Annotated in this window: 19 protein-coding genes and 1 pseudogene; 4 read left to right on the forward strand and 16 right to left on the reverse strand. The window is 63.4% G+C overall.

The window, feature by feature from the left end:
- Window positions 1-6: 6 nt before the first annotated feature.
- The 3 genes from purL to JVX98_RS12115 all read right to left on the reverse strand — a co-directional run bounded on the left by purL (window position 7) and on the right by JVX98_RS12115 (window position 4,528).
- The gene (gene purL, locus JVX98_RS12105) at window positions 7-2,238 is read right to left on the reverse strand and encodes a phosphoribosylformylglycinamidine synthase subunit PurL (RefSeq protein WP_205238734.1); all 2,232 of its coding nucleotides are present in this window, start codon (window positions 2,236-2,238) and stop codon (window positions 7-9) included.
- Window positions 2,239-2,434: 196 nt separating this feature from the next.
- Window positions 2,435-3,016 carry an acyloxyacyl hydrolase gene (locus JVX98_RS12110; RefSeq protein ID WP_043614521.1) on the reverse strand — a complete coding sequence of 194 codons (582 nt, stop codon included), beginning with the start codon at window positions 3,014-3,016 and terminating at the stop codon, window positions 2,435-2,437.
- Window positions 3,017-3,109: 93 nt separating this feature from the next.
- On the reverse strand, window positions 3,110-4,528 hold the full coding sequence (locus tag JVX98_RS12115; RefSeq protein WP_205238735.1) for a PLP-dependent aminotransferase family protein: 1,419 nt from the start codon (window positions 4,526-4,528) through the stop codon (window positions 3,110-3,112).
- 82 nt (window positions 4,529-4,610) lie between these two features.
- On the opposite strand from JVX98_RS12115, the gene JVX98_RS32300 reads away from it, so the two are divergent.
- Entirely contained in the window at window positions 4,611-4,865 is a 255-nt protein-coding gene (locus JVX98_RS32300) for a DUF1127 domain-containing protein (RefSeq protein WP_246765007.1), read from the forward strand.
- 93 nt (window positions 4,866-4,958) lie between these two features.
- Here the strand turns inward: JVX98_RS32300 and JVX98_RS12125 are convergent, their stop codons facing one another.
- The 4 genes from JVX98_RS12125 to purC form a co-directional block, all read right to left on the reverse strand.
- Entirely contained in the window at window positions 4,959-5,366 is a 408-nt protein-coding gene (locus tag JVX98_RS12125; RefSeq protein ID WP_205238736.1) for a hypothetical protein, read from the reverse strand.
- A 55-nt stretch (window positions 5,367-5,421) separates the two neighbouring features.
- Window positions 5,422-6,093, reverse strand: a complete 672-nt coding sequence (gene purQ, locus JVX98_RS12130) for a phosphoribosylformylglycinamidine synthase subunit PurQ (RefSeq protein ID WP_043614510.1) — start codon at window positions 6,091-6,093, stop codon at window positions 5,422-5,424.
- A 168-nt stretch (window positions 6,094-6,261) separates the two neighbouring features.
- The gene (purS, locus tag JVX98_RS12135) at window positions 6,262-6,504 is read right to left on the reverse strand and encodes a phosphoribosylformylglycinamidine synthase subunit PurS (RefSeq protein WP_034794427.1); all 243 of its coding nucleotides are present in this window, start codon (window positions 6,502-6,504) and stop codon (window positions 6,262-6,264) included.
- A gap of 17 nt (window positions 6,505-6,521) precedes the next feature.
- Window positions 6,522-7,286: a phosphoribosylaminoimidazolesuccinocarboxamide synthase gene (purC, locus tag JVX98_RS12140; RefSeq protein ID WP_043614507.1), complete on the reverse strand. Its 765-nt coding sequence runs from the start codon at window positions 7,284-7,286 to the stop codon at window positions 6,522-6,524.
- A gap of 332 nt (window positions 7,287-7,618) precedes the next feature.
- Here purC and JVX98_RS12145 point away from each other — a divergent pair, with 332 nt between their 5' ends.
- Complete coding sequence (locus JVX98_RS12145) at window positions 7,619-7,933, forward strand: ATPase inhibitor subunit zeta (protein ID WP_043614504.1); 315 nt, start codon at window positions 7,619-7,621, stop codon at window positions 7,931-7,933.
- 59 nt (window positions 7,934-7,992) lie between these two features.
- Here JVX98_RS12145 and JVX98_RS12150 read toward each other — a convergent pair whose 3' ends face one another.
- Window positions 7,993-10,515, reverse strand: coding sequence for an EAL domain-containing protein (locus JVX98_RS12150; protein WP_205238737.1), 2,523 nt, complete (start codon window positions 10,513-10,515; stop codon window positions 7,993-7,995).
- Window positions 10,516-10,693: 178 nt separating this feature from the next.
- Window positions 10,694-11,248 carry an alpha/beta hydrolase gene (locus tag JVX98_RS12155; RefSeq protein WP_043614501.1) on the reverse strand — a complete coding sequence of 185 codons (555 nt, stop codon included), beginning with the start codon at window positions 11,246-11,248 and terminating at the stop codon, window positions 10,694-10,696.
- A gap of 261 nt (window positions 11,249-11,509) precedes the next feature.
- Between JVX98_RS12155 and JVX98_RS12160 the strand changes: the two genes are divergently transcribed.
- On the forward strand, window positions 11,510-12,325 hold the full coding sequence (locus tag JVX98_RS12160; protein ID WP_205238738.1) for a DUF2189 domain-containing protein: 816 nt from the start codon (window positions 11,510-11,512) through the stop codon (window positions 12,323-12,325).
- A gap of 97 nt (window positions 12,326-12,422) precedes the next feature.
- Here the strand turns inward: JVX98_RS12160 and JVX98_RS12165 are convergent, their stop codons facing one another.
- From JVX98_RS12165 to JVX98_RS12195, 7 genes are all read right to left on the reverse strand, one after another.
- Window positions 12,423-12,728, reverse strand: coding sequence for a PilZ domain-containing protein (locus tag JVX98_RS12165; RefSeq protein WP_034794416.1), 306 nt, complete (start codon window positions 12,726-12,728; stop codon window positions 12,423-12,425).
- 153 nt (window positions 12,729-12,881) lie between these two features.
- Window positions 12,882-14,183: an adenylosuccinate lyase gene (gene purB, locus JVX98_RS12170; protein ID WP_060585098.1), complete on the reverse strand. Its 1,302-nt coding sequence runs from the start codon at window positions 14,181-14,183 to the stop codon at window positions 12,882-12,884.
- Window positions 14,184-14,246: 63 nt separating this feature from the next.
- Window positions 14,247-14,807, reverse strand: coding sequence for a hypothetical protein (locus JVX98_RS12175; protein WP_205238739.1), 561 nt, complete (start codon window positions 14,805-14,807; stop codon window positions 14,247-14,249).
- A complete protein-coding gene (locus JVX98_RS12180) occupies window positions 14,804-15,547 on the reverse strand; it encodes a DUF2259 domain-containing protein (protein ID WP_192446208.1) in 744 nt (247 codons plus the stop codon). The genes JVX98_RS12175 and JVX98_RS12180 overlap by 4 nt, the downstream gene beginning before the upstream one ends.
- On the reverse strand, window positions 15,544-16,221 hold the full coding sequence (rpe, locus tag JVX98_RS12185) for a ribulose-phosphate 3-epimerase (RefSeq protein WP_205238740.1): 678 nt from the start codon (window positions 16,219-16,221) through the stop codon (window positions 15,544-15,546). Before rpe ends, JVX98_RS12180 begins: the two co-directional genes overlap by 4 nt.
- A 76-nt stretch (window positions 16,222-16,297) precedes the next feature.
- The gene (locus tag JVX98_RS12190; protein ID WP_205238741.1) at window positions 16,298-17,305 is read right to left on the reverse strand and encodes a P1 family peptidase; all 1,008 of its coding nucleotides are present in this window, start codon (window positions 17,303-17,305) and stop codon (window positions 16,298-16,300) included.
- Window positions 17,302-18,393 carry a branched-chain amino acid ABC transporter substrate-binding protein gene (locus tag JVX98_RS12195; protein ID WP_192446206.1) on the reverse strand — a complete coding sequence of 364 codons (1,092 nt, stop codon included), beginning with the start codon at window positions 18,391-18,393 and terminating at the stop codon, window positions 17,302-17,304. Before JVX98_RS12195 ends, JVX98_RS12190 begins: the two co-directional genes overlap by 4 nt.
- A 261-nt stretch (window positions 18,394-18,654) precedes the next feature.
- Between JVX98_RS12195 and JVX98_RS12200 the strand changes: the two are divergent.
- Window positions 18,655-19,181 (forward strand): annotated as a pseudogene (locus JVX98_RS12200) (flavin reductase family protein).
- The last annotated feature ends 14 nt before the right edge of the window (window positions 19,182-19,195 follow it).

A 19,195-nucleotide genomic window follows, 5' to 3' on the forward strand; every position in this document is an offset into this window, starting at 1 on the left:
GATCTCTTAGTTTTCAGGCGCGACGTCGCCCTGCATGAAGTCCGGGAACCAGCCTTCATGGGCGGCGCGGAGATCCGCGACCGACACGGCCTTGGCATCGCCAAGCTTGACGGCGTCACCGCCGGTCTTGCCGATGACGGGGAGCGAGACGCCGGCAGCCTTCGCACGGGCGGCAACCGCATCGAGCGCACCGGCAGCAACCGTCACGACGTAGCGACCCTGGTCTTCGCCGTAGAAGGTGGCAATCGGATCATGGCCGGCCACGGCGTCGACCGAGGCGCCGATGCCCGAAGCCATCGCCATTTCGGCAACGGCAAGCGCCAGGCCGCCCGACGAGCAATCGTGCACGGCGGTGACAAGACCGTCGACGATCAGGCCGCGGACGAAGTCGCCAACCTTGCGCTCGTGCGCGAGGTCGACATGCGGTGCCGGGCCGTCGGTGCGGCCGTGGACGTCGCGCATGTAGACAGACTGGGCGATGTGCGAGCCGAGAGCGGCAGGGGCGCCGGCGACGAGGATCGTTTCGCCTTCAGCGGCAAAGCGGATGCGCGCCATCTTCGACCAGTCCTTGATCAGGCCAACGCCGCCGATCGTCGGGGTCGGCAGGATCGCCTGGCCGTTGGTCTCGTTGTAGAGCGAGACGTTGCCCGACACGATCGGGAAGTCGAGCGCGGTGCAGGCCTCGCCGATACCCTTGATGGCATGAACCAGCTGGCTCATGATTTCAGGACGTTCCGGGTTGCCGAAGTTGAGGTTGTCGGTGGCTGCCAGCGGCAGCGATCCGGTTGCCGTCAGGTTGCGCCAGCACTCGGCGACCGCCTGCTTGCCGCCTTCGTAAGGGTCGGCTTCGACATAGCGCGGCGTCACGTCGGACGAGAAAGCGAGCGCCTTGGAGGCGTGGCCTTCGACGCGCACGACGCCGGCGTCGCCGCCCGGCAGCTGCAGCGAGTTGCCCTGGATCAGCGTGTCATACTGTTCGTAGACCCAACGGCGCGACGAGTTGTTGGCCGAGCCGACGAGCTTGACGAGCGCGTCTGCGACATCGGCCTGCGGGATATCGTTGGATGCGAGCGGCGCAGCGGACTTTGCGGGGGTCCAGGGACGATCATATTCAGGGGCTTCGTCGCCCAGTTCCTTGATCGGCAGGTTCGCGACTTCTTCGCCCTGGTGCAGGATGCGGAAGCGCAGGTCGTCAGTGGTCTTGCCGACGATCGCAAAATCGAGGCCCCACTTGACGAAGATCGCCTTGGCGACTTCTTCCTTTGCCGGTTCAAGAACCATGAGCATGCGCTCCTGGCTCTCCGACAGCATCATTTCGTAAGCGGTCATGCGCTCTTCGCGCACCGGAACGGTGTCGAGGTCGAGCTCGATGCCGAGGTCGCCCTTGGCGCCCATTTCGACGGCCGAGCAGGTGAGGCCGGCTGCACCCATGTCCTGGATGGCGATGACGGCGCCGGTCGTCATCAGTTCGAGGCAGGCTTCGAGCAGGCACTTTTCGGTGAAGGGGTCGCCAACCTGAACGGTCGGGCGCTTCTCTTCGATCGACTCGTCGAACTCGGCAGACGCCATGGTCGCGCCGCCGACGCCGTCACGGCCGGTCTTGGCACCGAGATAGACGACCGGGAGGCCCACACCTTCTGCCTTGGAGTAGAAGATGGCGTCGCTCTTGGCGAGGCCGGCAGCAAAGGCGTTGACCAGAATGTTGCCGTTGTAGCGGGCGTCGAACTCGACTTCGCCGCCGACGGTCGGAACACCGAAGGAGTTGCCATAGCCGCCGACGCCGGCAACGACGCCGGAAACGAGGTGGCGGGTCTTCGGATGATCAGGCGAACCGAAGCGCAGCGCGTTCATCGCCGCGACGGGACGGGCGCCCATGGTGAAGACGTCGCGCAGGATGCCGCCGACGCCGGTCGCCGCCCCCTGGTAGGGCTCGATATAGGACGGGTGGTTGTGGCTCTCCATCTTGAAGACGACGCAGTCGCCATCGTCGATGTCAACGACGCCGGCGTTTTCACCCGGGCCCTGGATGACGCGCGGCCCCTTGGTCGGCAGCGTGCGCAGCCACTTCTTGGAGGACTTGTAGGAGCAGTGCTCGTTCCACATGGCCGAGAAGATGCCGAGCTCGGTAAAGGTGGGCTCGCGCCCGATCAGGCCAAGGATGCGCTCGTATTCGTCAGGCTTCAGCCCGTGCGATGCGATGAGGTCCGGGGTGATGGGGCGGGTGTTGGAAATCGTCATCGTCGACCGTCAAATCCTTCGGGCGGCGCGCAATCCACTAGCGAGGAATATGGCGCGTGCGAACCGCAACAGAAACAGGGGGCGCTTTGCGGCTTCTTTAACCTATGCTGCGACGCGGCGCGACAGAAAAATACGGGCGATCAACAGCGGTTGACGGCCGTACAAGGCATTGCAGAGGCCAATACGGCGGTCAGCGTCAGAACTTGTAGCCGAGCGCAAGGCCGGCGCGTGTCAGGCCGTTGTTGGGACCGTCGCAGAGATTGGCATGCGACGCATGCTCCACGGTCGCCGAGACGTTCCAGTGTTCGTCGAGGCGCACGCCGGCGGCGGCGTATTCGCGGAAGAGGAAGCGGCAGCCGAGTTGCGGACCGGAACCGTTGGGATCGTCGAGATCGCCGTCGTGAACCGTGCCGCCCGCGCCGAACTCCACGAAGAGCCGCTGCGTCATGTCGAAGGTCCAGCTCAAGCCGGCATAGGCCTGGTTGACGCCGTTCGACGCGGTGGCCACGGCTGCACCGGTATAGACACGCGGCCGCAACAGCTTCTCGCCGAAATCTGCCGCGCCATCCGCATTGAACGGATCGAAGTAGAGCGTGAACGACGGAAACACGCCGTCTTCCTGCTTGCCGCCGCTGGCGATCGATGTCGTCACGCCGAAACGCATTTCGTCGAAGACGCCGTCCTGAGCCAGCGCCGGCGCGGCGATGACGGAGGTGGTCGTGACGAAAAGGAGGGGTGCGATCAGCCGGGACGAGACCGGGCGAAACGGTAGCGGCATGCGAAATCCTTAGGGGGCGAATCATCTACGCGATACTGCTAAAATAGTATCTTGCGTAAGCTTGCGCGAAAGTCACCCCGTGGATTTCGATCGTCACTCGAAACTGTCGTAGCCGGCTCGGCCGCTGTCGAGCAGCCGCTTCAGTGTCTGGAAGCCAGCCCTAACTTCGGCGCGCTGGGGTGGCGAGGAGAAGCCGATGCGGATCCGATGGAAGACGCGATCGGTGCGGCCGGCCTTGAACTCGTCCTCGTCGTCGACGAGCACGCCTTCCTGCAGCGCCGCCTGCTTGAAGGTGCCGGACAGCCAGGGGTCCGGCAGCTTCATCCAGAGGAACGGAATGCAGGGATGCGAGGCGAACTCGATGCCCTCGAAGACTTCGCGCGCCATGGCCTCACGGGCACGAACCTCCTCGATGCCCTGGCTGCGCAAGGCGGCAGCCGAGCCGGAGAGCACCAGGCGCGCGCACAGTTCCGCAAGGATGAACGGCAGGCCGCCGCTGACCATCTTGTGGGCGATGCGGATGCGCTGGCCGAAATGCGGAGGGCAGGCGACCCAACCACCGCGAACACCCGCGGCAACGGACTTCGAAAGACCGCCGACGAGGAAGGTGCGTTCGGGCGCAAGCTCGGCGAGCAGCGGCGTCTGGTCGCCGGTCATGGCGCCATAGAGATCATCCTCGACCAGCCAGACACCGTATTTGCGGGCGATATCGGCGATCGCCTGGCGGCGGGCGAGCGGCATGACGGCCACCGTCGGGTTCTGCGCGCTCGGCATCAGGAAGGCGAGCTTGGGATGCTGCTGCGCACAGACGCGCTCGAAGTCGTCGGGGATCATGCCGAAGGCGTCGGATTCGACCAGCGTCGTGCGGCGACCGATCAGGCCGGCGCTGCGGCTGACCTGCGAATAGGTGAGGGTCTCGAAGGCGATGCGATCGCCGGGGGCGGTCACCGCCGCGATCACCGCCACGACGGCCGCATGGGCGCCGAGCGTCGGCACGATGTTTTCAGGCTTGGGACGAAAACCGCCGCGCGCCAGCCATTGGCACCCGGCTTCGAACCAATGATCCGGGAAGTTCCGCGCGTAGCTGGCGATGTCGGCGTGATGCTCGTGGCTGATCTCACCCAACACTTCGCTCAGCACCGTTCCCTGGCCGATGTCCGGCGCCGCTGTGCTGTCGAACCTGAGCTTGCCGACGGGCGCGACCAGGGGGCGGGTGCCGGCAAGCGACGTCGTCAGCGGATCCGATTGCTCCGGCGGCCGGCTTTCGGGATGGTCGAGCACATAGGTGCCGCGTCCGACCTCGCCACTCACCAGCCCGCGCTCGCGCACGATATTGTAAGCGCGCCCGATCGTGCCGATTGTCACCCCGATGTCGTAGGCGAGGTTGCGTTGCGGTGGCAATTTGGCGCCGACGGGCAGGGCGCCATTGCCAATTGCCTGTTCGATCTGGTCGGCGATCCGCGCGTAGAGCGGGCCATGACCTTGCTGAATGTCCGGGAGCCAATTTGTCATAGTGACAATTCTTTAGATTACAGCGCGAAATATGTCAATTATCACCGATACAACGATAGCAATCGCTGCATTGGGGTTATCAATGAGTACAATCGATACAATTTGTTTGTCCCGCTCGGAGGCGAAGTCCGCAGGCTGCACCGGCGCATTGCTGGGTGGCGACTATTCGGAAGAGCGCGAAAGCCTGCTGAAGCGTCTTTGGAGACTCTATTGCACGCTGGCTGCAAAGCGGCGCGGCCGGCTGGCGCTCGGGGAATTGAGTGAGTGGCAGCTCAAGGATATCGGCGTTTGCGAGAAAGACGCGCGCCAGGAATCGTCTGTCCCGTTCTGGCGCTAGCCGATCGGGTCGGAACGACCGTCCGAAATGCAAAAGGACCGGCAACCTTGAAGTCAACCGGCCCTTGGATCAATTCGACACGTTCAGCTTGGGCTATTTGCAGCCCTGTCCGCCAGCAGCCCAGCGCTTGATGTCGGCGGCCATGCGCGTTCCCGTCGGTTCGCTCATCAGCGGCCCGAAGGCCTGCAGGCGGGCCGGATTGCCCTCGGCCTGAACGACGGCGAGGGGGCGTGCCTCGGGCGACTTGCGCGGGACAATCAGGATGCGCGGACGGCCGGAGAAGGAGTTGAGCTCGGGCGCCAGGCGATAGGACTTGAATTCGGCGTCACCCGACTTGAACCAGCAGCTGTTGGCACCGAGCGCCACGCGTTCCATGGTCGGCAGCGCCGCCGTGTTCGGGCTTGGTGCCGGCGGCTTCGGCGACTGGCACGAAGACAGAAGCACAAGACCGAAGGCCGTGCAGGCAAGGCCGGTCAGGCGTGCAGGGGCAAATGAAGGCATCGACGGTCTCGCTCGCAAATGGGGATGGGTCGAATGCCTTCTACCAGCCGGATGGTTAAGCGGCGATTACTTCGAGCGCAGACGCAAACAGTCCGCGACCGTCGGAACCGCCGTGGGCTGCTTCGATCAGGTTTTCCGGATGCGGCATCATGCCGAGCACGTTACCTTCAGCGTTCATGACGCCGGCGATATCGTTCATCGAACCGTTCGGGTTGGTGCCTTCAGCATAACGAAACACCACCTGGCCATTGCCTTCGATCGTCTTCAACGTCTCGGCATCGGCGAAGTAGTTGCCGTCGTGGTGGGCGACCGGCGAACGGATGATCTGGCCCTTGGAGTAGGCACGGGTGAAGTCGGTATCGGCGTTGACAACTTCGAGCTTGATCTCGCGGCAGACGAATTTCAGCGAGGCATTGCGCATCAGCGCGCCGGGCAGGAGCCCCGCCTCGACGAGGATCTGGAAGCCGTTGCAGACGCCGAGAACCTTGACGCCCTTTTCCGCCTTGGCCTTGATCGCCTGCATGACCGGCATGCGCGCAGCGATCGCGCCGCAGCGTAGGTAATCGCCATAGGAGAAGCCGCCGGGAATGACGATCAGATCGACATCCGGAATATCGGTTTCGGTCTGCCAGACGGTGACAGGCGCCTTGCCGGAGATCTTGGTGAGGGCCGCGATCATGTCGCGGTCGCGGTTGAGGCCCGGAAGCTGGACGACGGCTGACTTCATATCTCTGTCTCCGATACGGCAAGATCAATCTTGATGCCGCACTCCGGCGAGCCAGGCATCTGCTGCGACGATGGCAGCGGCGTTTCCCATGGGACCAGCGGCTGCTCCGGCATTTCGTAACGTCTGGTTCCGCGCCCAAAGGCGCGGAACGCCCCTTTTCCTGTAGGATCAGGCGAAGGAGATGCTGTAGTTCTCGATCACAGTGTTGGCGAGCAGCTTTTCGCACATGGCCTTGAGGTCTTCCTCGGCCTTGGCCTTGTCTGCGGATTCGATCTGCAGGTCGAAGACCTTGCCCTGGCGAACCTGGCCGATGCCGTCGAAGCCGAGCGCACCGAGCGCGCCTTCGATTGCCTTGCCCTGCGGATCGAGAACGCCGTTCTTCAGCGTCACGGTTACACGTGCCTTGATCACTTTGATTTTCCCCGAAGTTACTTCACGAGAACCGGACCGGTGCCGCGCACGGGTTCGTTCTCATTCATGATGCCGAGACGGCGGGCGACTTCCTGATAGGCCTCGACGAGGCCGCCGAGGTCGCGGCGGAAACGGTCCTTGTCGAGCTTCTCGCGGGTCTCGATGTCCCAGAGACGGCAGCTGTCCGGCGAGATCTCGTCAGCAAGCACGATGCGCATCATGTCGCCTTCGAACAGGCGGCCGCACTCGATCTTGAAATCGACGAGCTGGATGCCGACGCCGAGGAACAGGCCCGTGAGGAAGTCGTTGATGCGGATGGCGAGCGCCATGACGTCGTCGAGTTCCTGCGGGCTTGCCCAGCCGAACGCGGTGATGTGCTCTTCGGAGACCATCGGGTCTTCGAGCGCATCGGCCTTGTAGTAGAACTCGATGATCGAGCGGGGGAGGACCGTGCCTTCCTCGATGCCCAGACGCTTGGCCAGCGAGCCGGCGGCGACGTTGCGCACGACGATCTCAAGCGGGATGATCTCGACTTCCTTGATCAACTGCTCGCGCATGTTGAGGCGGCGGATGAAGTGCGTGGGGATGCCGATCTTGTTGAGGTGCGTGAAGATGTACTCGGAAATCCGGTTGTTCAGCACACCCTTGCCGTCAATGACGTCGTGCTTTTTCTTGTTGAAGGCGGTCGCGTCGTCCTTGAAGAACTGGATGAGCGTGCCCGGCTCTGGACCCTCATAGAGGATCTTGGCCTTGCCCTCGTAGATACGGCGGCGACGATTCATGGATTTTGTCTCTGTAGTTGTTGGCGCTCTCGGGACGCGCGTGGAACATCTCTCGGGGTCCATAGCCGAAAAGAACCGATTTCACAATCGGCGTATCTGCCCGTTCCCCTGATTTGCATGGGGCGCCGCGCGCCTTCTCAAAGTGCGCCAAGGTTGCTGCCGCCTCACGAAGCGGCGATGTCCTGATCCTTGATCAAATGCGATCTGAGGAACCGCACAAAGGGTAACATGAAAGTCATCAAACCGGAAAAGTTCACATTGCAGTTTGACCCGCGTTTTGATTTATGGCGATAAACTGATTTCAGACATGGAATTCTCAGGGAGATTGAGTGATGACGTCGATGCAGGATCGCGAAAAGGCCTTCGAAGCAAAGTTTGCGATGGACGAAGAGCTGAGGTTCAAGGCTGAAGCGCGTCGCAACAAGCTGCTCGGCCTGTGGGCCGCCGGCCTGCTCGGCAAGGCCGACGCCGACGCCTATGCCAGCGAAGTGGTGGCTGCAGATTTCGAAGAAGCCGGCCATGAAGATGTCGTTCGCAAGATCAAGGCGGATTTCGATGCGGCAGGCGTTGCCCAGAGCGAGGAGCAGATCCGCGTGCGGATGCTCGAACTGCTCGGCGAAGCCGTCCAGCAGCTGCAGAGCAAGTAAGGCGAAAGGCTGTTGCCAGATCGATTGAAGCGCCGCCCGTCCTTCTGGCCGGGCGGTTTTTATTTGTCCGGACCGCCGAACACCGGCTTCCACCCGCGGCGCAAGCGCTGCTCCAGCTCCAGCCGGTCCATCGGCCGCGCAAGCGCGTAGCCCTGCAGCACGTCGCAGCCGAGATCCCGCAGCATCGCCGCATGCTCCCAGGTCTCCACGCCTTCACCGACGACCGCGATGTTGAGCGAGTGGCCGATGTCGATGATCGCCCGCACCAGCTTTGCCTGCTTGGCGCTTTCGGTCATCGGGCCGACGAGCGCCCTGTCGATCTTGAGCCGGGCCGGATTGAGGTTGAGCAGGCCGATGATCGAAGCATGGCCGGTGCCGAAATCGTCGATTTCGATTTCGATGCCGAGGTCGCCGAGCGCCGAAATGGTCTCGGCGATTTCGTCTTCCGGATCATCGAGGAAGATCGACTCGAGCAGCTCGAAAGAAAGGATGCCCGGCGGGATCCGCATGTCGCGCAGATCAGCGATCAACCCCGGATCGCGCAGCCGCGGCGACGACATGTTGACCGAGATCTTGGGAACCCCGAGCCCTTCCTTCTGCCAGGACTGAAAGTCGCGATAGGCGAGCTCGACCACCTTCCTGTCGATCGCCGGCAGGACGTTGATCTCCTCGGCCACCTTCAGGAAATGGAAGGGGGCGAGAATGCCTCGCTCCGGGTGGTTCCACCGCACCAGTGCCTCGACGCCGGATATCTCCAGCGAGCGCGCATGGAACTGGGGTTGGTAGTAAACCGTAAACTGCCCTTCCTCGATCGCCTGGCGAATGTCGTCACCGATGCGCTTGGCATTGAGGATCTGGGTTTGAATGAGTTCGGAAAACACCTCGACGCGATCACGTCCGACGCTCTTTGCCCGATAGAGGGCGATGTCGGCATTCATCAGCAGCTGTTTGGCTTCGAAGTCTTCGCCGCCTCTAAAAGCGATGCCGATGCTTGCACCCAGGCGGCAGAGTTGACCGTCATAGGGGATGGGGCGGCGGAAGGCATGGACGATGCGCTCGGCAAGCTCGGTCAGTTGCGGCAGGTCGCGGTCGCGGCGGCAGAGGATGACGAACTCGTCACCGCCGATGCGGGCGATGAAATCGTCGTGGCGGGCGTGCGCGCGCAGGATCGCGGCCGCATGCGTCAGCATGGCGTCGCCGGCCTGGTGGCCGAGCGTGTCGTTGATCTGCTTGAAGCGGTCGAGATCGATATGCAGGATCGCGTTGACGGCGACATTCTCCGTCAGCATCTGATCCAGGTAACGACGGTTGGGCAGGTCGGTCAGGTAGTCGTGCAGCGCGTTGTACTCGATCCGGATCCGGGCCTGCTCGAGTTCACGGTTGCGCGCTTCGGCCGATGCCTTCGCCTGGCGCAACTCTTCCTGCAGCGCAATGTCTTCCGTGACGTCCCAGTTGGCGCCGATAAGCTTGCGTGTGCCGAGATGATCGACATAGGTCGCCGCATTCGAACGGATGTGGCGGACCGCCCCATCCGGACGCACGATGCGGAAGGCGTTGGCGTAGGGCTTTCCCGAGGCGATGCCTTCATTGGTTCTGGCAATGACGGCGTCGCGGTCGTCAGGGTGCAGGCAGTTTTCCCAGGCCTCCGAGGTCGGCGCGCCATCAGCGGGGTCGAGACCATAGATCTCGAACATGCGCTCGTCCCAGTCGTCGCGCAGCACATCGAGATTGAAATCGAACACGCCGATCTTCGACACGCCGAGCGCCAGCCTCAGGCGGCGGGAGACTTCCTCTAGCCGCGCCTCGGCCTCCTTGCGGGCGGTGATGTCGGTATCCGTCCCGATGATGCGGCTCGGCCTGCCGTCCGGCCAGTAGGCAACGGAGGCGCCGCGGCTTTCGATCCAGATCCAGTGACCGTCGGCGTGGCGCTCCCGATACTCGAAGGTGTTGAAGATCGCTTCGCCGGAATCCTGCCGCTCGATGGCCGCACGCACATGCGCATGGTCGTCGGGGTGAACGTTCTGGATCCAGTTTTCGAGCGTACCGTCGACCTGGGCATCTTCGGGCAGGCCGCGAAGCCGCCTCCAGGTGGCCGAATAAAACAGGTCTCCGGTTTCGAAGTCGTGATCCCATACGCCCTCAAGCGCGCCGTCGAGGGCATATTTCCAGCGGGTCTCGTCGTTGCGCAACCCGGCGATCTCGTTGACGAAATCGTCGGCCGGCAACATCAGCAGCAGCGAGGCGGCTTCATCGCCAAACAGCACCGGCGAACAGGCAACGAGCATCGGCGCGGAGCGGCTGTAGCCGAGGAAATGGATCGTCTCGGCGACCGCCGACGTTGCGCGCGGCGGCACACGCGGCCGATCCTCGTCCGCCACGAAGTCGCTCAGAAAGGCGTGTCGCAACTGTGAAAGCGTGCGGCCGAACACGTCGCAGGCGCGGGCGTTGGCAGCCAGTATCCGTCCGTGCGCATCGACAATGACGGCGCCTGCCGGCAACCGTTCCAGGGTGGCCTGCGTCAGAGCATCCGGATGCGCCGGTGCGTTTTGCGCACCTTTGGTGAGACGTTCGTCTACGGCCACTTCCCATGTCCAGTATCTGCGGCCGGGCAACCAAAAGGAAGGATCCGGTCAATGCGGGCACAGATCAAGGTTCGACAGCGCTCGGCTCCATCATGAGACGAGTCGCGTCATGCCGGCGATGATGACCGCGGACAATGAACGTCGGATTAATATGGCCGCAACAGGTGGCCGCGGCGCGTCAGGGTTTAAGCCGGCTCAGGAACTGGGCAAACACCATCGTGCCCTCAGGCCACGGCCCATGGCCGGACTCGGTGTTGATGTGACCGGATTCTCCGGCATCGACGAGCAGCGAACCCCAGGCGTTGGCGATGTCGTCCGCATGCTCGTAGGAACCGAAGGGATCGTTGCGGCTGGCGACCATCAAGGACGGGAAGGGAAGCGGATCGCGCGGATAGGGGCCGAAGGTCATCAGATGCTTCGGACGGATCGCCGGATTGGCAACATCGGGCGGGGCCACCAGGAATGCACCGGCAATCGGCTTCTTGAAATGGGGCAGGGCGTGGATGGCCGTCGCAACGCCCAGCGAATGGGCGACGATGACAACCGGCTTTTCCGACGCATTGACCTCGTCGACCATGCGCGCCACCCAATCGTCGCGGACGGGCTTTGCCCACTCCGCCTGCTCGACGCGGCGTGCGGTCGACATCTTGCGCTCCCAGCGCGTCTGCCAGTGCTCCGGTCCGGAGTTGGTGTAACCTGGAACGATGAGGATATGGGCGTCGGAAACTTTCATGGTGGCCGCGATGTGGCGCTGAAAGGCGCGGAAGTCAAGGCCTGCGGCCCAACCCGTTCACCACGGCCCAGGCAACGCCCATGGCGGCGTGCCTGACCGGGCCGATGTTTCGCGTTCCAGGCGGCCGCTTAACGTGGCGAGAGGCGGCAGGCGACAGCGGTCGCATTTTCTGTATAATCGAACGGACGGTCGCGGATGGTGCGGCTTGGTTCGCCGTATCTCTGTTCCGTGGCCGCTCTGGTTCGTTGAGGAGTGTGAGCCATGACAACATTCCATGTCCTGTCGGGAGCGGACGCGAGTGTCGCCCATCCCGGAATAAAAAAGATTGGCGTCGCGGATGTATTCGACGCGTTACGCTTAGGCTTTGACGATTTTCGCGAGAAACCATCGCACTACGTCTTTCTTTGCCTGATCTACCCGATAGCCGGTGTCGTTCTGATCACCTGGAGCGCCGGCGCCAACATGCTGCCGCTGCTTTATCCTCTTGTCTCCGGCTTCGCGCTGATCGGCCCGGTCGCTGCTATCGGCCTTTACGAGATCAGCCGACGGCGAGAACTCGGCATGGACTACTCCTGGCCACACGCGCTTCGCCTGCACCGCTCTCCGGCGCTGCCGTCGATCATGGCCGTCGCCGCCATGCTGTTCGTTGTCTTCATCATCTGGCTGCTGGTCGCCCAGGCGCTCTATGTGCAGATCTTCGGGGCGGAACCACCGGATTCGATCGCGGCCTTCTGGAACGGTATCGTCGGCACTGACCAGGGCTGGAACCTGATCCTCGTCGGCAACGCCGTCGGCTTCGTCTTCGCCGTCATCGTTCTGTCGACATCCGTCGTGTCGTTCCCGTTGCTGATCGATCGTGACGTCGGCGCCGTGTCGGCGGTCGAGACGTCCATCCGCGCAACGCTCGTCAACCCGGTGCCCGTCGCCGTCTGGGGTTTCATCATCGCTGCCGGTCTGGTCATCGGCTCGATCCCGGTCTTCGTCGGCCTCGCCGTCATCATGCCGATCTTCGGACACGCCACCTGGCACCTCTATCGCAAGATGGTGGAACCCGGTCCGCGCGCGCGGTCACACTGATCGCTGACAACCGAAGGCAGGATAACCGCTCAACGGAAAAAGCGCCGCATGTCGATCGACTTGCGGCGCCTTTGGCGTGCTTGCCGAGATGCCCGGCCTAGCGAAAGTGCTTGTAATAGGATGAGATCTGCGCCGCCGTGTTGGACGACAGGTTGAGCTTGATGCCGATCTTGTCACCGCGATACCAGCGGACCATGCCGGTCAGGAAGCCGAGCTCCTCGCTTCTGATCGTCACTTCCTGTCCCGTCTTGGCGCCGATGTCGAAGAGCAGCTGAAAGCAGATGCCCTCGGCTGAGAGGTCCTTGACGATGCCGCTGCTGGAGCCGGACTTGACGGTCACCGTACCTGTAATTTTCGTTTGCGTGCGCTGCGTCGCCCGTTCGACACTGTCTTTGTAGGCCATGCGATCCTCAGAACCTGGATTGACAGACCCTGAGCTTTGCACGCAATGCGTGAATTTCCTGCTAACGCAAATGCCCGCATTCGAGCGATGTGCTCCAAATGCGGGCATGGCAACAAAACCAAAGGCCTACCGCCGTCCGCTCAGCGCGGAACCTTAGCCGAAGACGCGCTTGAAGATCGTGTCGACGTGCTTGGTGTGGTAGCCGAGATCAAACTTCTCGCGGATGTCCTCTTCGGAAAGCGCCGCGCGGACTTCCGCATCGGCCAGCAGTTCCTCAAGGAAGTCCTTGCCCTGTTCCCAGACCTTCATGGCGTTGCGCTGCACGAGGCGATAGGCATCCTCACGCGACACACCCGCCTGCGTCAGCGCCAAAAGCACGCGCTGCGAATGCACGAGCCCGCGGAACTTGTTCATGTTGTTGATCATGTTCTCGGGGTAGACGAGCAGCTTGTCGATCACGCTGGTCAGACGAGCGAGCGCGAAGTCGAGCGTCACCGTCGCATCCGGGCCGATCATGCGCTCGACCGAGGAGTGCGAGATGTCGCGCTCATGCCAGAGCGCAACGTTTTCCATCGCCGGGATCGAGAAGGCGCGAACCATGCGGGCAAGGCCCGTGAGGTTTTCGGTCAGGACCGGGTTACGCTTGTGCGGCATTGCCGACGAGCCCTTCTGGCCCGGCGAGAAATACTCCTCCGCTTCGAGCACTTCGGTGCGCTGCAGGTGACGGACTTCCGTCGCCAGGCGCTCGATCGACGAAGCGATGACGCCGAGGGTTGCGAAGTACATGGCGTGGCGGTCGCGCGGAATGACCTGGGTCGAAACCGGTTCCGGCTTCAGGCCAAGCGCCTCGGCGACGTGTTCTTCAACACGCGGGTCGATGTTGGCGAAGGTGCCGACGGCGCCCGAGATCGCGCAGGTGGCGACTTCCTCGCGTGCGGCCAGCAGGCGCTGCTTGCAACGGTCGAACTCGGCATAGGCGAGCGCCAGCTTGACGCCAAAGGTGGTCGGCTCGGCGTGGATGCCGTGCGAACGGCCGATCGTCACCGTGTCCTTGTGCTCGAAGGCGCGGCGCTTCAGGGCTTCGAGCAGCTTGTCGAGATCGGCGAGAAGCAGGTCGGTTGCGCGCACCAGCTGGACGTTGAAGCAGGTGTCCAGCACGTCGGACGAGGTCATACCCTGGTGGATGAAGCGGCTGTCGGGGCCGACGAATTCGGCAAGATGCGTCAGGAACGCAATCACGTCATGCTTGGTGACGGCCTCGATCTCGTCGATGCGAGCGACGTCGAAAGTGGCAGCGCCGCCCTTTTCCCAGATCGTGCGCGCGGCATCCTTCGGGATCACGCCGATTTCGGCAAGCGCATCGCAGGCGTGAGCCTCGATCTCGAACCAGATGCGGAATTTCGTTTCCGGCGACCAGATGGCCACCATTTCCGGTCGGGAGTAACGGGGGATCATGGGCTTAAGCTTTCGTCGTCAGTGGAGGGATGGCCGTGCCTCTAGCAAAGATAGCCACGAAGCTCAACGCCGTTGCTCATGGCGATCGCTTGCCAGCCACAGGCAGACGGCGAACAGTGTAACACCGCCGACGGGCAAATAGAGGCGAAGGCCCATGACCAGAAACTGGTAGAAGGCGATCAGCGTCGTAAAGGCGAACTGGAAGAGCCACGTCGTGGTTCCGATCGGGGCGTGCCACTGTGCATAGAATTCGCGGTAGTCGAGCGCGAAAAGCAGTGCCGTCATCCCGATCGTGCCGAGCGAGAGGAAGAAGAGATAGGCCGCGAAACGCGTTTCCACGCGGCGTCCGATCGCCGCGAAGCGGGCGAGAAACAGCGCCGGCGGCCAGGCGAGCAGAGCGCCGGCCCCGAAAACCCAGAGCAGTTCGGCCAGATGGAAGGTCGCGTCCCGTTCCCGCAGCCACAGCGCAAACCACGCCGACAGCGTCATCGACGCGCTCCACAAGGGCGCGCCGAAGAGCAATAGCGGAAGGCTCGGCACGGACCGGGCGAGGCGGGCCCGTTTCCGGGCACCGGCCGCCGCACGCCCCGCTTTCGCTTCGACGCTGGCGGCCGCCTCGTTCATTTGGCGATCCGCGTCGGGATCGCGATCCAGCGCCCGTCCGTCGTGCCTTCAAAGCCGAGCGACTTGACGAGCACCATGATCACATGGGTTTCCGAACCGTCGTCGTTGCGGTGGGTGATGGCGCCGCCGACCTGATAGCCGGTGGGGCAACGGCGGCTTTCCGGTATGCGGCTGTCATCCTGAAGCACGTCGCTTGCCGGCGCGCCCGCCTTCATCGTCATCGACAGACGGAAACCTTTGGTTTCCTTCAGGAAGTCCTTGCAGATGCCGTCCGGCTCGAAGGTCTTTTCCTCGAGCGTAACCGTATAGGTCTCGCGGAACGCTTGATCGGCTGCAAAAGCATCGTAGGTCAGCGAGAGCGGCTTGGCGTTGGCTTCCGTGATCGGGTTGAAGGCCGCGAGCAGCCCGGGCGCATCGGCAAGGCGATAGGCATCGATCAAGGGAGCCGCCCGACGCCGGGCTTCATGGCGCGCCTTAGACAGCGGGCTGCCGTCTTCGCGGCTGACGGCGCGCACCGGCGCGCCCGGTAGGAAGCTGTCATTGCGCGTGTCGATCACATAGATGGTCGAATAGGGAAAGCCGGAGCCGTCCTGGACGCCATACTCCTCGAAGGCAAAGACATTGCCGTCGGCCGAGAAGCCGATCGGCTGCAGTGCGGCATAGTCGCCAGCAAGGGCCGGCGATGCAGCGGCGGCCGCAGCCAGGCAACAAAGACCGGAAATTGCCGCGCGTGCTGTCATCGATAGGCCTTCTCGGCAGGCGCACGGATCGCTTCGATCGCCGAGCGATAGGCCTCGACCGAGCCGCCCTTGAAGATCGCCGAGCCGGCAACGAGAACATTGGCGCCGGCGCCGGTGGCAATGGCTGCCGTTTCAGGCGCAATGCCGCCATCGACTTCGATCTCGATCGGACGATCGCCGATCATCGCCTTGATACGACGGATCTTTTCCGCGGTGGCGTCGATGAACTTCTGCCCGCCGAAGCCCGGATTGACGGTCATGACGAGGATCAGGTCAAGCTCATCGAGCACGTATTCGATGGCGCTTTCGGGCGTTGCCGGATTGAGCGACACGCCAGCCTTCTTGCCGAGCGAACGGACCGTCTGCAGCGAGCGATGCAGGTGCGGACCGGCTTCGGCGTGCACCGTCAGGATATCGCAGCCGGCCTTGGCGAAGGCTTCGAGAAACGGGTCGGCGGGCGAAATCATCAGGTGGCAGTCGAACGTCGCATCGGTATAGCGGCGCAGCGACTTGATGACATCGGGGCCGAAGGTGATGTTCGGCACGAAATGACCGTCCATGACATCGAGATGGATCCAGTCTGCGCCGGCATCGACGACATCGCGAACCTCCTGGCCGAGCTTGGAGAAATCGGCCGCCAGGATCGACGGGGCAATGCGGATAGGGTAGGTCATGGCGCACTCCAGCGTGTTTTCCGCGGGAATAGCACCGCCGAGCCCCGCAAACAACATGCCTGCGATCAAAGCTGCGTCAGCGACGCTGCGACCAGCAGGGCATGAGATCATTTTCCGCCGGCGTCGCGTCGTGGACCCCGCGGGCGATCGCGCGCGCCATGGTCGAGGCGGCAACCGCGCCGAGATCGATGAAATCCTCTGTTGTCGGCGTCTTGCCACAGGCGCCGGTCGCAAGCGCGAAGATCAGGTCGCCGTCGAGCGGCGTGTGCGCCGGCCAGAGCCCGCGGGCAAAGCCGTCATGGGCGGCAATCGCCAGGCGCTTGGCTTCAGCCTTCGTCAGCACCGCATCCGTCGCGATCACCGCGATCGTCGTGTTGGCGACGGCCGCCTGGCGGTCGCGGAACTTGATGCGGATGTCGGCCGCGTCGGCCGGCATCGGGTGGGGCAGGCCAAGCCCGCCGAACTCGTCATCCAGTTCGAAGGGCGCGGACCAGAAATGCCCGGTGTCGCCGACTGTAGCGGATCCGAGCGCATTGACGGCGACAAGCGCACCGATGGTGACGCCGTTCGGCAGAACCGTGGACGCTGAACCGAGCCCACCCTTCAGGCCCGCGGTCAGCGCACCGGTGCCGGCGCCTGCCGAACCGGTCGAAAATGTCGCGCCAGCCCGCCCGACGGCCTCGAAGCCGAGTTCGCGGTAGGGCGGAAAGCGGCCCCAATCCTTGTCGCCACCATTGATGAGGTCGAAGAGGATCGCCGTCGGGACAATCGGGATGCGGTGCGGGCCGACGGCGAAGCCGCGGCCCATTTCCCTGAGGGCGGCCTGCGCACCGGACGCAGCGTCAAGCCCGAAGGCCGAACCGCCGGAAAGAACGAGTGCATCGACCGTTTGCACCGTGTTGTGCGGGTCGAGAAGGTCGGTTTCCCGGGTACCCGGCGCACCACCCAGAACCTGGACGGCGGCCGTTGCCGGCGGGTCGCAGACGATCGCCGTGACGCCCGATTTCAGGCGATGGTCCTCGGCGTTGCCGACCGTCAGACCTTTGACATCGGTGATCAGGTTCAGCGGTCCGGGACGCATCATGGCGTGGCTCCTTCAGCGGCCGCAGGCACGAAATGGCCGCCTTGCCACTGCATCAAACGGTAGGGATTGTCGGCACGCTCGTGCGCGGCGTTGAAGGCGGTGAGGCCGAGGACAGTCGGGTAGGGCCCCTTGCCTGCGATCGCTTCGATCAACGACTTGTCGTCCTGTGCTGCCCTATCCTTGGCTTCCTCCAGCAACGCCATCACCGCGAAGGCCGGCATCACATAACCTTCCGGCTCGATGCCGGCGGCGCGCATTTCGTCGGCAAAGGGCTTGCCTTCCGGCGATTGCGCCGCATCCGGCAGCGTTACTGCAAGCACGCCATCGGCAAGCGGAACCGTGAGATCGGCCGCGTTCAAGGCATCGCCGCCAAGCAAGGTGAGGTTCGCGCCTTCGCCAAGGGCATCGCGGGCGATAACGGCGGTATCCTGCCGGTCGCCGCCGGTGAAGACGTGGGTTGCGCCGCTTTTCACCAGGCGTCGCACCAGGTTGATCTGCTGCTCCTGCGCCGGTCGGTAGGTGTCGCTGAAGACCGGTGTCATGCCGATTTCGGCAAGCGCTGCGCGCACCGCCTCGACCAGCTCCCGGCTGTGGATCGTACCGTCGTCGACGAGCGCGATGGGCTTGTCCTTCCAGCGGTTGACGATGGCATCGACGATGGCCACGGCCTCGGCATTGCCGCTCGGCGCGAGGCGGAAGAGCGGCCATTTGTTCTTGAGCGCGTCTTCCATCAGGATATCGGAGCGCACGCTGAGGGTGATTGCCGGCAAGCCCGCTTCTGTCAGGGCCGGAAGCGTCGCATCCAGGCTTTCGGTGCAGAGAAAGCCGACGGCGGCTTCGGCACCCGCCGCAAGCAATGCCTTGGTCAGCGCCTCGTTGCCGGCGGTATCGCAGGTCTCGGGAATGACGACGATCTCGCTGCCGCGATCACCGGCCTTGAAGCCTGCGCCGTCTATAATCTGCTTGCCGAGCGGCGCGAACGGGCCTTCCACCGGCGCCACGACCGCCACCTTGATACCGGCCGCCCAAGCCGGCGTTGCCTGCACCAGTCCGGCAAGGATGAGGCTGGTGACAATGGATCGACGCATTCACTTACTCCGCCGCCGCAAGCTTCCCCGTCCGAACCGATCCGGGGCAAAATCCTACGGCGAGCCACCACAGCTTCCTCTTCCGTTGCCGCTCGCGTCTGACGCGAGGCACGGTCGTTGCTGCATGTTTTAAGGAAGTGCCCCGCGGCGTCAAAGGAAAAGATGTCGCTCCTGGTGAAGAAGGTTCAATCTGCGTCACGGCCACGTCGCAGATGTGCAAGAATCTCCTTCCCGCGGGTTTCATATTTTCTGACAGCGTCTATGTATGTGCCTGACATCGCCCGGAGAAAGATGTGTTGGAGAAGACCCGGCTGGACCCTATCAGTTATCGCGACGCGATGAGCCGCCTGGCCGGTCACGTGCAGATCATTACCGCCGCTGACGGCAGCGAGCGGCGCGGCGTCACCGTGACTGCGGCCTGCTCGGTTTCCGATAGCCCGCCAACGGTTCTCGTCTGCCTGAATGGTGCCAATCCGCGCAACGAGATCTTCACCCGCAGCGACAGCTTTGCGCTCAACCTGCTCGGCGACGAGCACCGGGCGCTGGCCCATGGTTTCTCCGGCCGCGACCAGCTCGACATGGATCTGCGCTTCGCGCTCGGACAGTGGACGCGGCTTACGACCGGTGCGCCGATCCTCGTCAACGCCACCGCCGCTTTCGATTGCCGCCTGGTCGAGGTGAAGACGATCGCCACGCATCTGGTGCTCTTTGGCGAGGTCGTCGACGTCTCGATCGGGTCGTCCCGCCCGCCGCTCATTTATGTGGACCGCGGATACCACTCGCTATAAGTTTTTATTCAGCG

This window comes from Ensifer sp. PDNC004 (genome assembly GCF_016919405.1).
Classification (GTDB): Bacteria; Pseudomonadota; Alphaproteobacteria; order Rhizobiales; family Rhizobiaceae; genus Ensifer.

Bases quoted from the DNA above. Each gene is read 5' to 3' on its own strand.
- purQ (WP_043614510.1), bottom strand. From the start codon at position 6,093: ATGAAGTCAGCCGTCGTCCAGCTTCCGGGCCTCAACCGCGACCGCGAC.
- JVX98_RS12190 (WP_205238741.1), bottom strand. From the start codon at position 17,305: ATGATGCGTCCCGGACCGCTGAACCTGATCACCGATGTCAAAGGTCTG.
- JVX98_RS32300 (WP_246765007.1), top strand. From the start codon at position 4,611: ATGAGTACAATCGATACAATTTGTTTGTCCCGCTCGGAGGCGAAGTCC.
- JVX98_RS12165 (WP_034794416.1), bottom strand. From the start codon at position 12,728: ATGGCCTACAAAGACAGTGTCGAACGGGCGACGCAGCGCACGCAAACG.
- JVX98_RS12195 (WP_192446206.1), bottom strand. From the start codon at position 18,393: ATGCGTCGATCCATTGTCACCAGCCTCATCCTTGCCGGACTGGTGCAG.
- purB (WP_060585098.1), bottom strand. From the start codon at position 14,183: ATGATCCCCCGTTACTCCCGACCGGAAATGGTGGCCATCTGGTCGCCG.
- JVX98_RS12115 (WP_205238735.1), bottom strand. From the start codon at position 4,528: ATGACAAATTGGCTCCCGGACATTCAGCAAGGTCATGGCCCGCTCTAC.
- JVX98_RS12175 (WP_205238739.1), bottom strand. From the start codon at position 14,807: ATGAACGAGGCGGCCGCCAGCGTCGAAGCGAAAGCGGGGCGTGCGGCG.
- JVX98_RS12155 (WP_043614501.1), bottom strand. From the start codon at position 11,248: ATGAAAGTTTCCGACGCCCATATCCTCATCGTTCCAGGTTACACCAAC.
- purC (WP_043614507.1), bottom strand. From the start codon at position 7,286: ATGAATCGTCGCCGCCGTATCTACGAGGGCAAGGCCAAGATCCTCTAT.
- JVX98_RS12110 (WP_043614521.1), bottom strand. From the start codon at position 3,016: ATGCCGCTACCGTTTCGCCCGGTCTCGTCCCGGCTGATCGCACCCCTC.
- purL (WP_205238734.1), bottom strand. From the start codon at position 2,238: ATGACGATTTCCAACACCCGCCCCATCACCCCGGACCTCATCGCATCG.
- JVX98_RS12160 (WP_205238738.1), top strand. From the start codon at position 11,510: ATGACAACATTCCATGTCCTGTCGGGAGCGGACGCGAGTGTCGCCCAT.
- JVX98_RS12125 (WP_205238736.1), bottom strand. From the start codon at position 5,366: ATGCCTTCATTTGCCCCTGCACGCCTGACCGGCCTTGCCTGCACGGCC.
- JVX98_RS12145 (WP_043614504.1), top strand. From the start codon at position 7,619: ATGACGTCGATGCAGGATCGCGAAAAGGCCTTCGAAGCAAAGTTTGCG.
- rpe (WP_205238740.1), bottom strand. From the start codon at position 16,221: ATGACCTACCCTATCCGCATTGCCCCGTCGATCCTGGCGGCCGATTTC.
- JVX98_RS12180 (WP_192446208.1), bottom strand. From the start codon at position 15,547: ATGACAGCACGCGCGGCAATTTCCGGTCTTTGTTGCCTGGCTGCGGCC.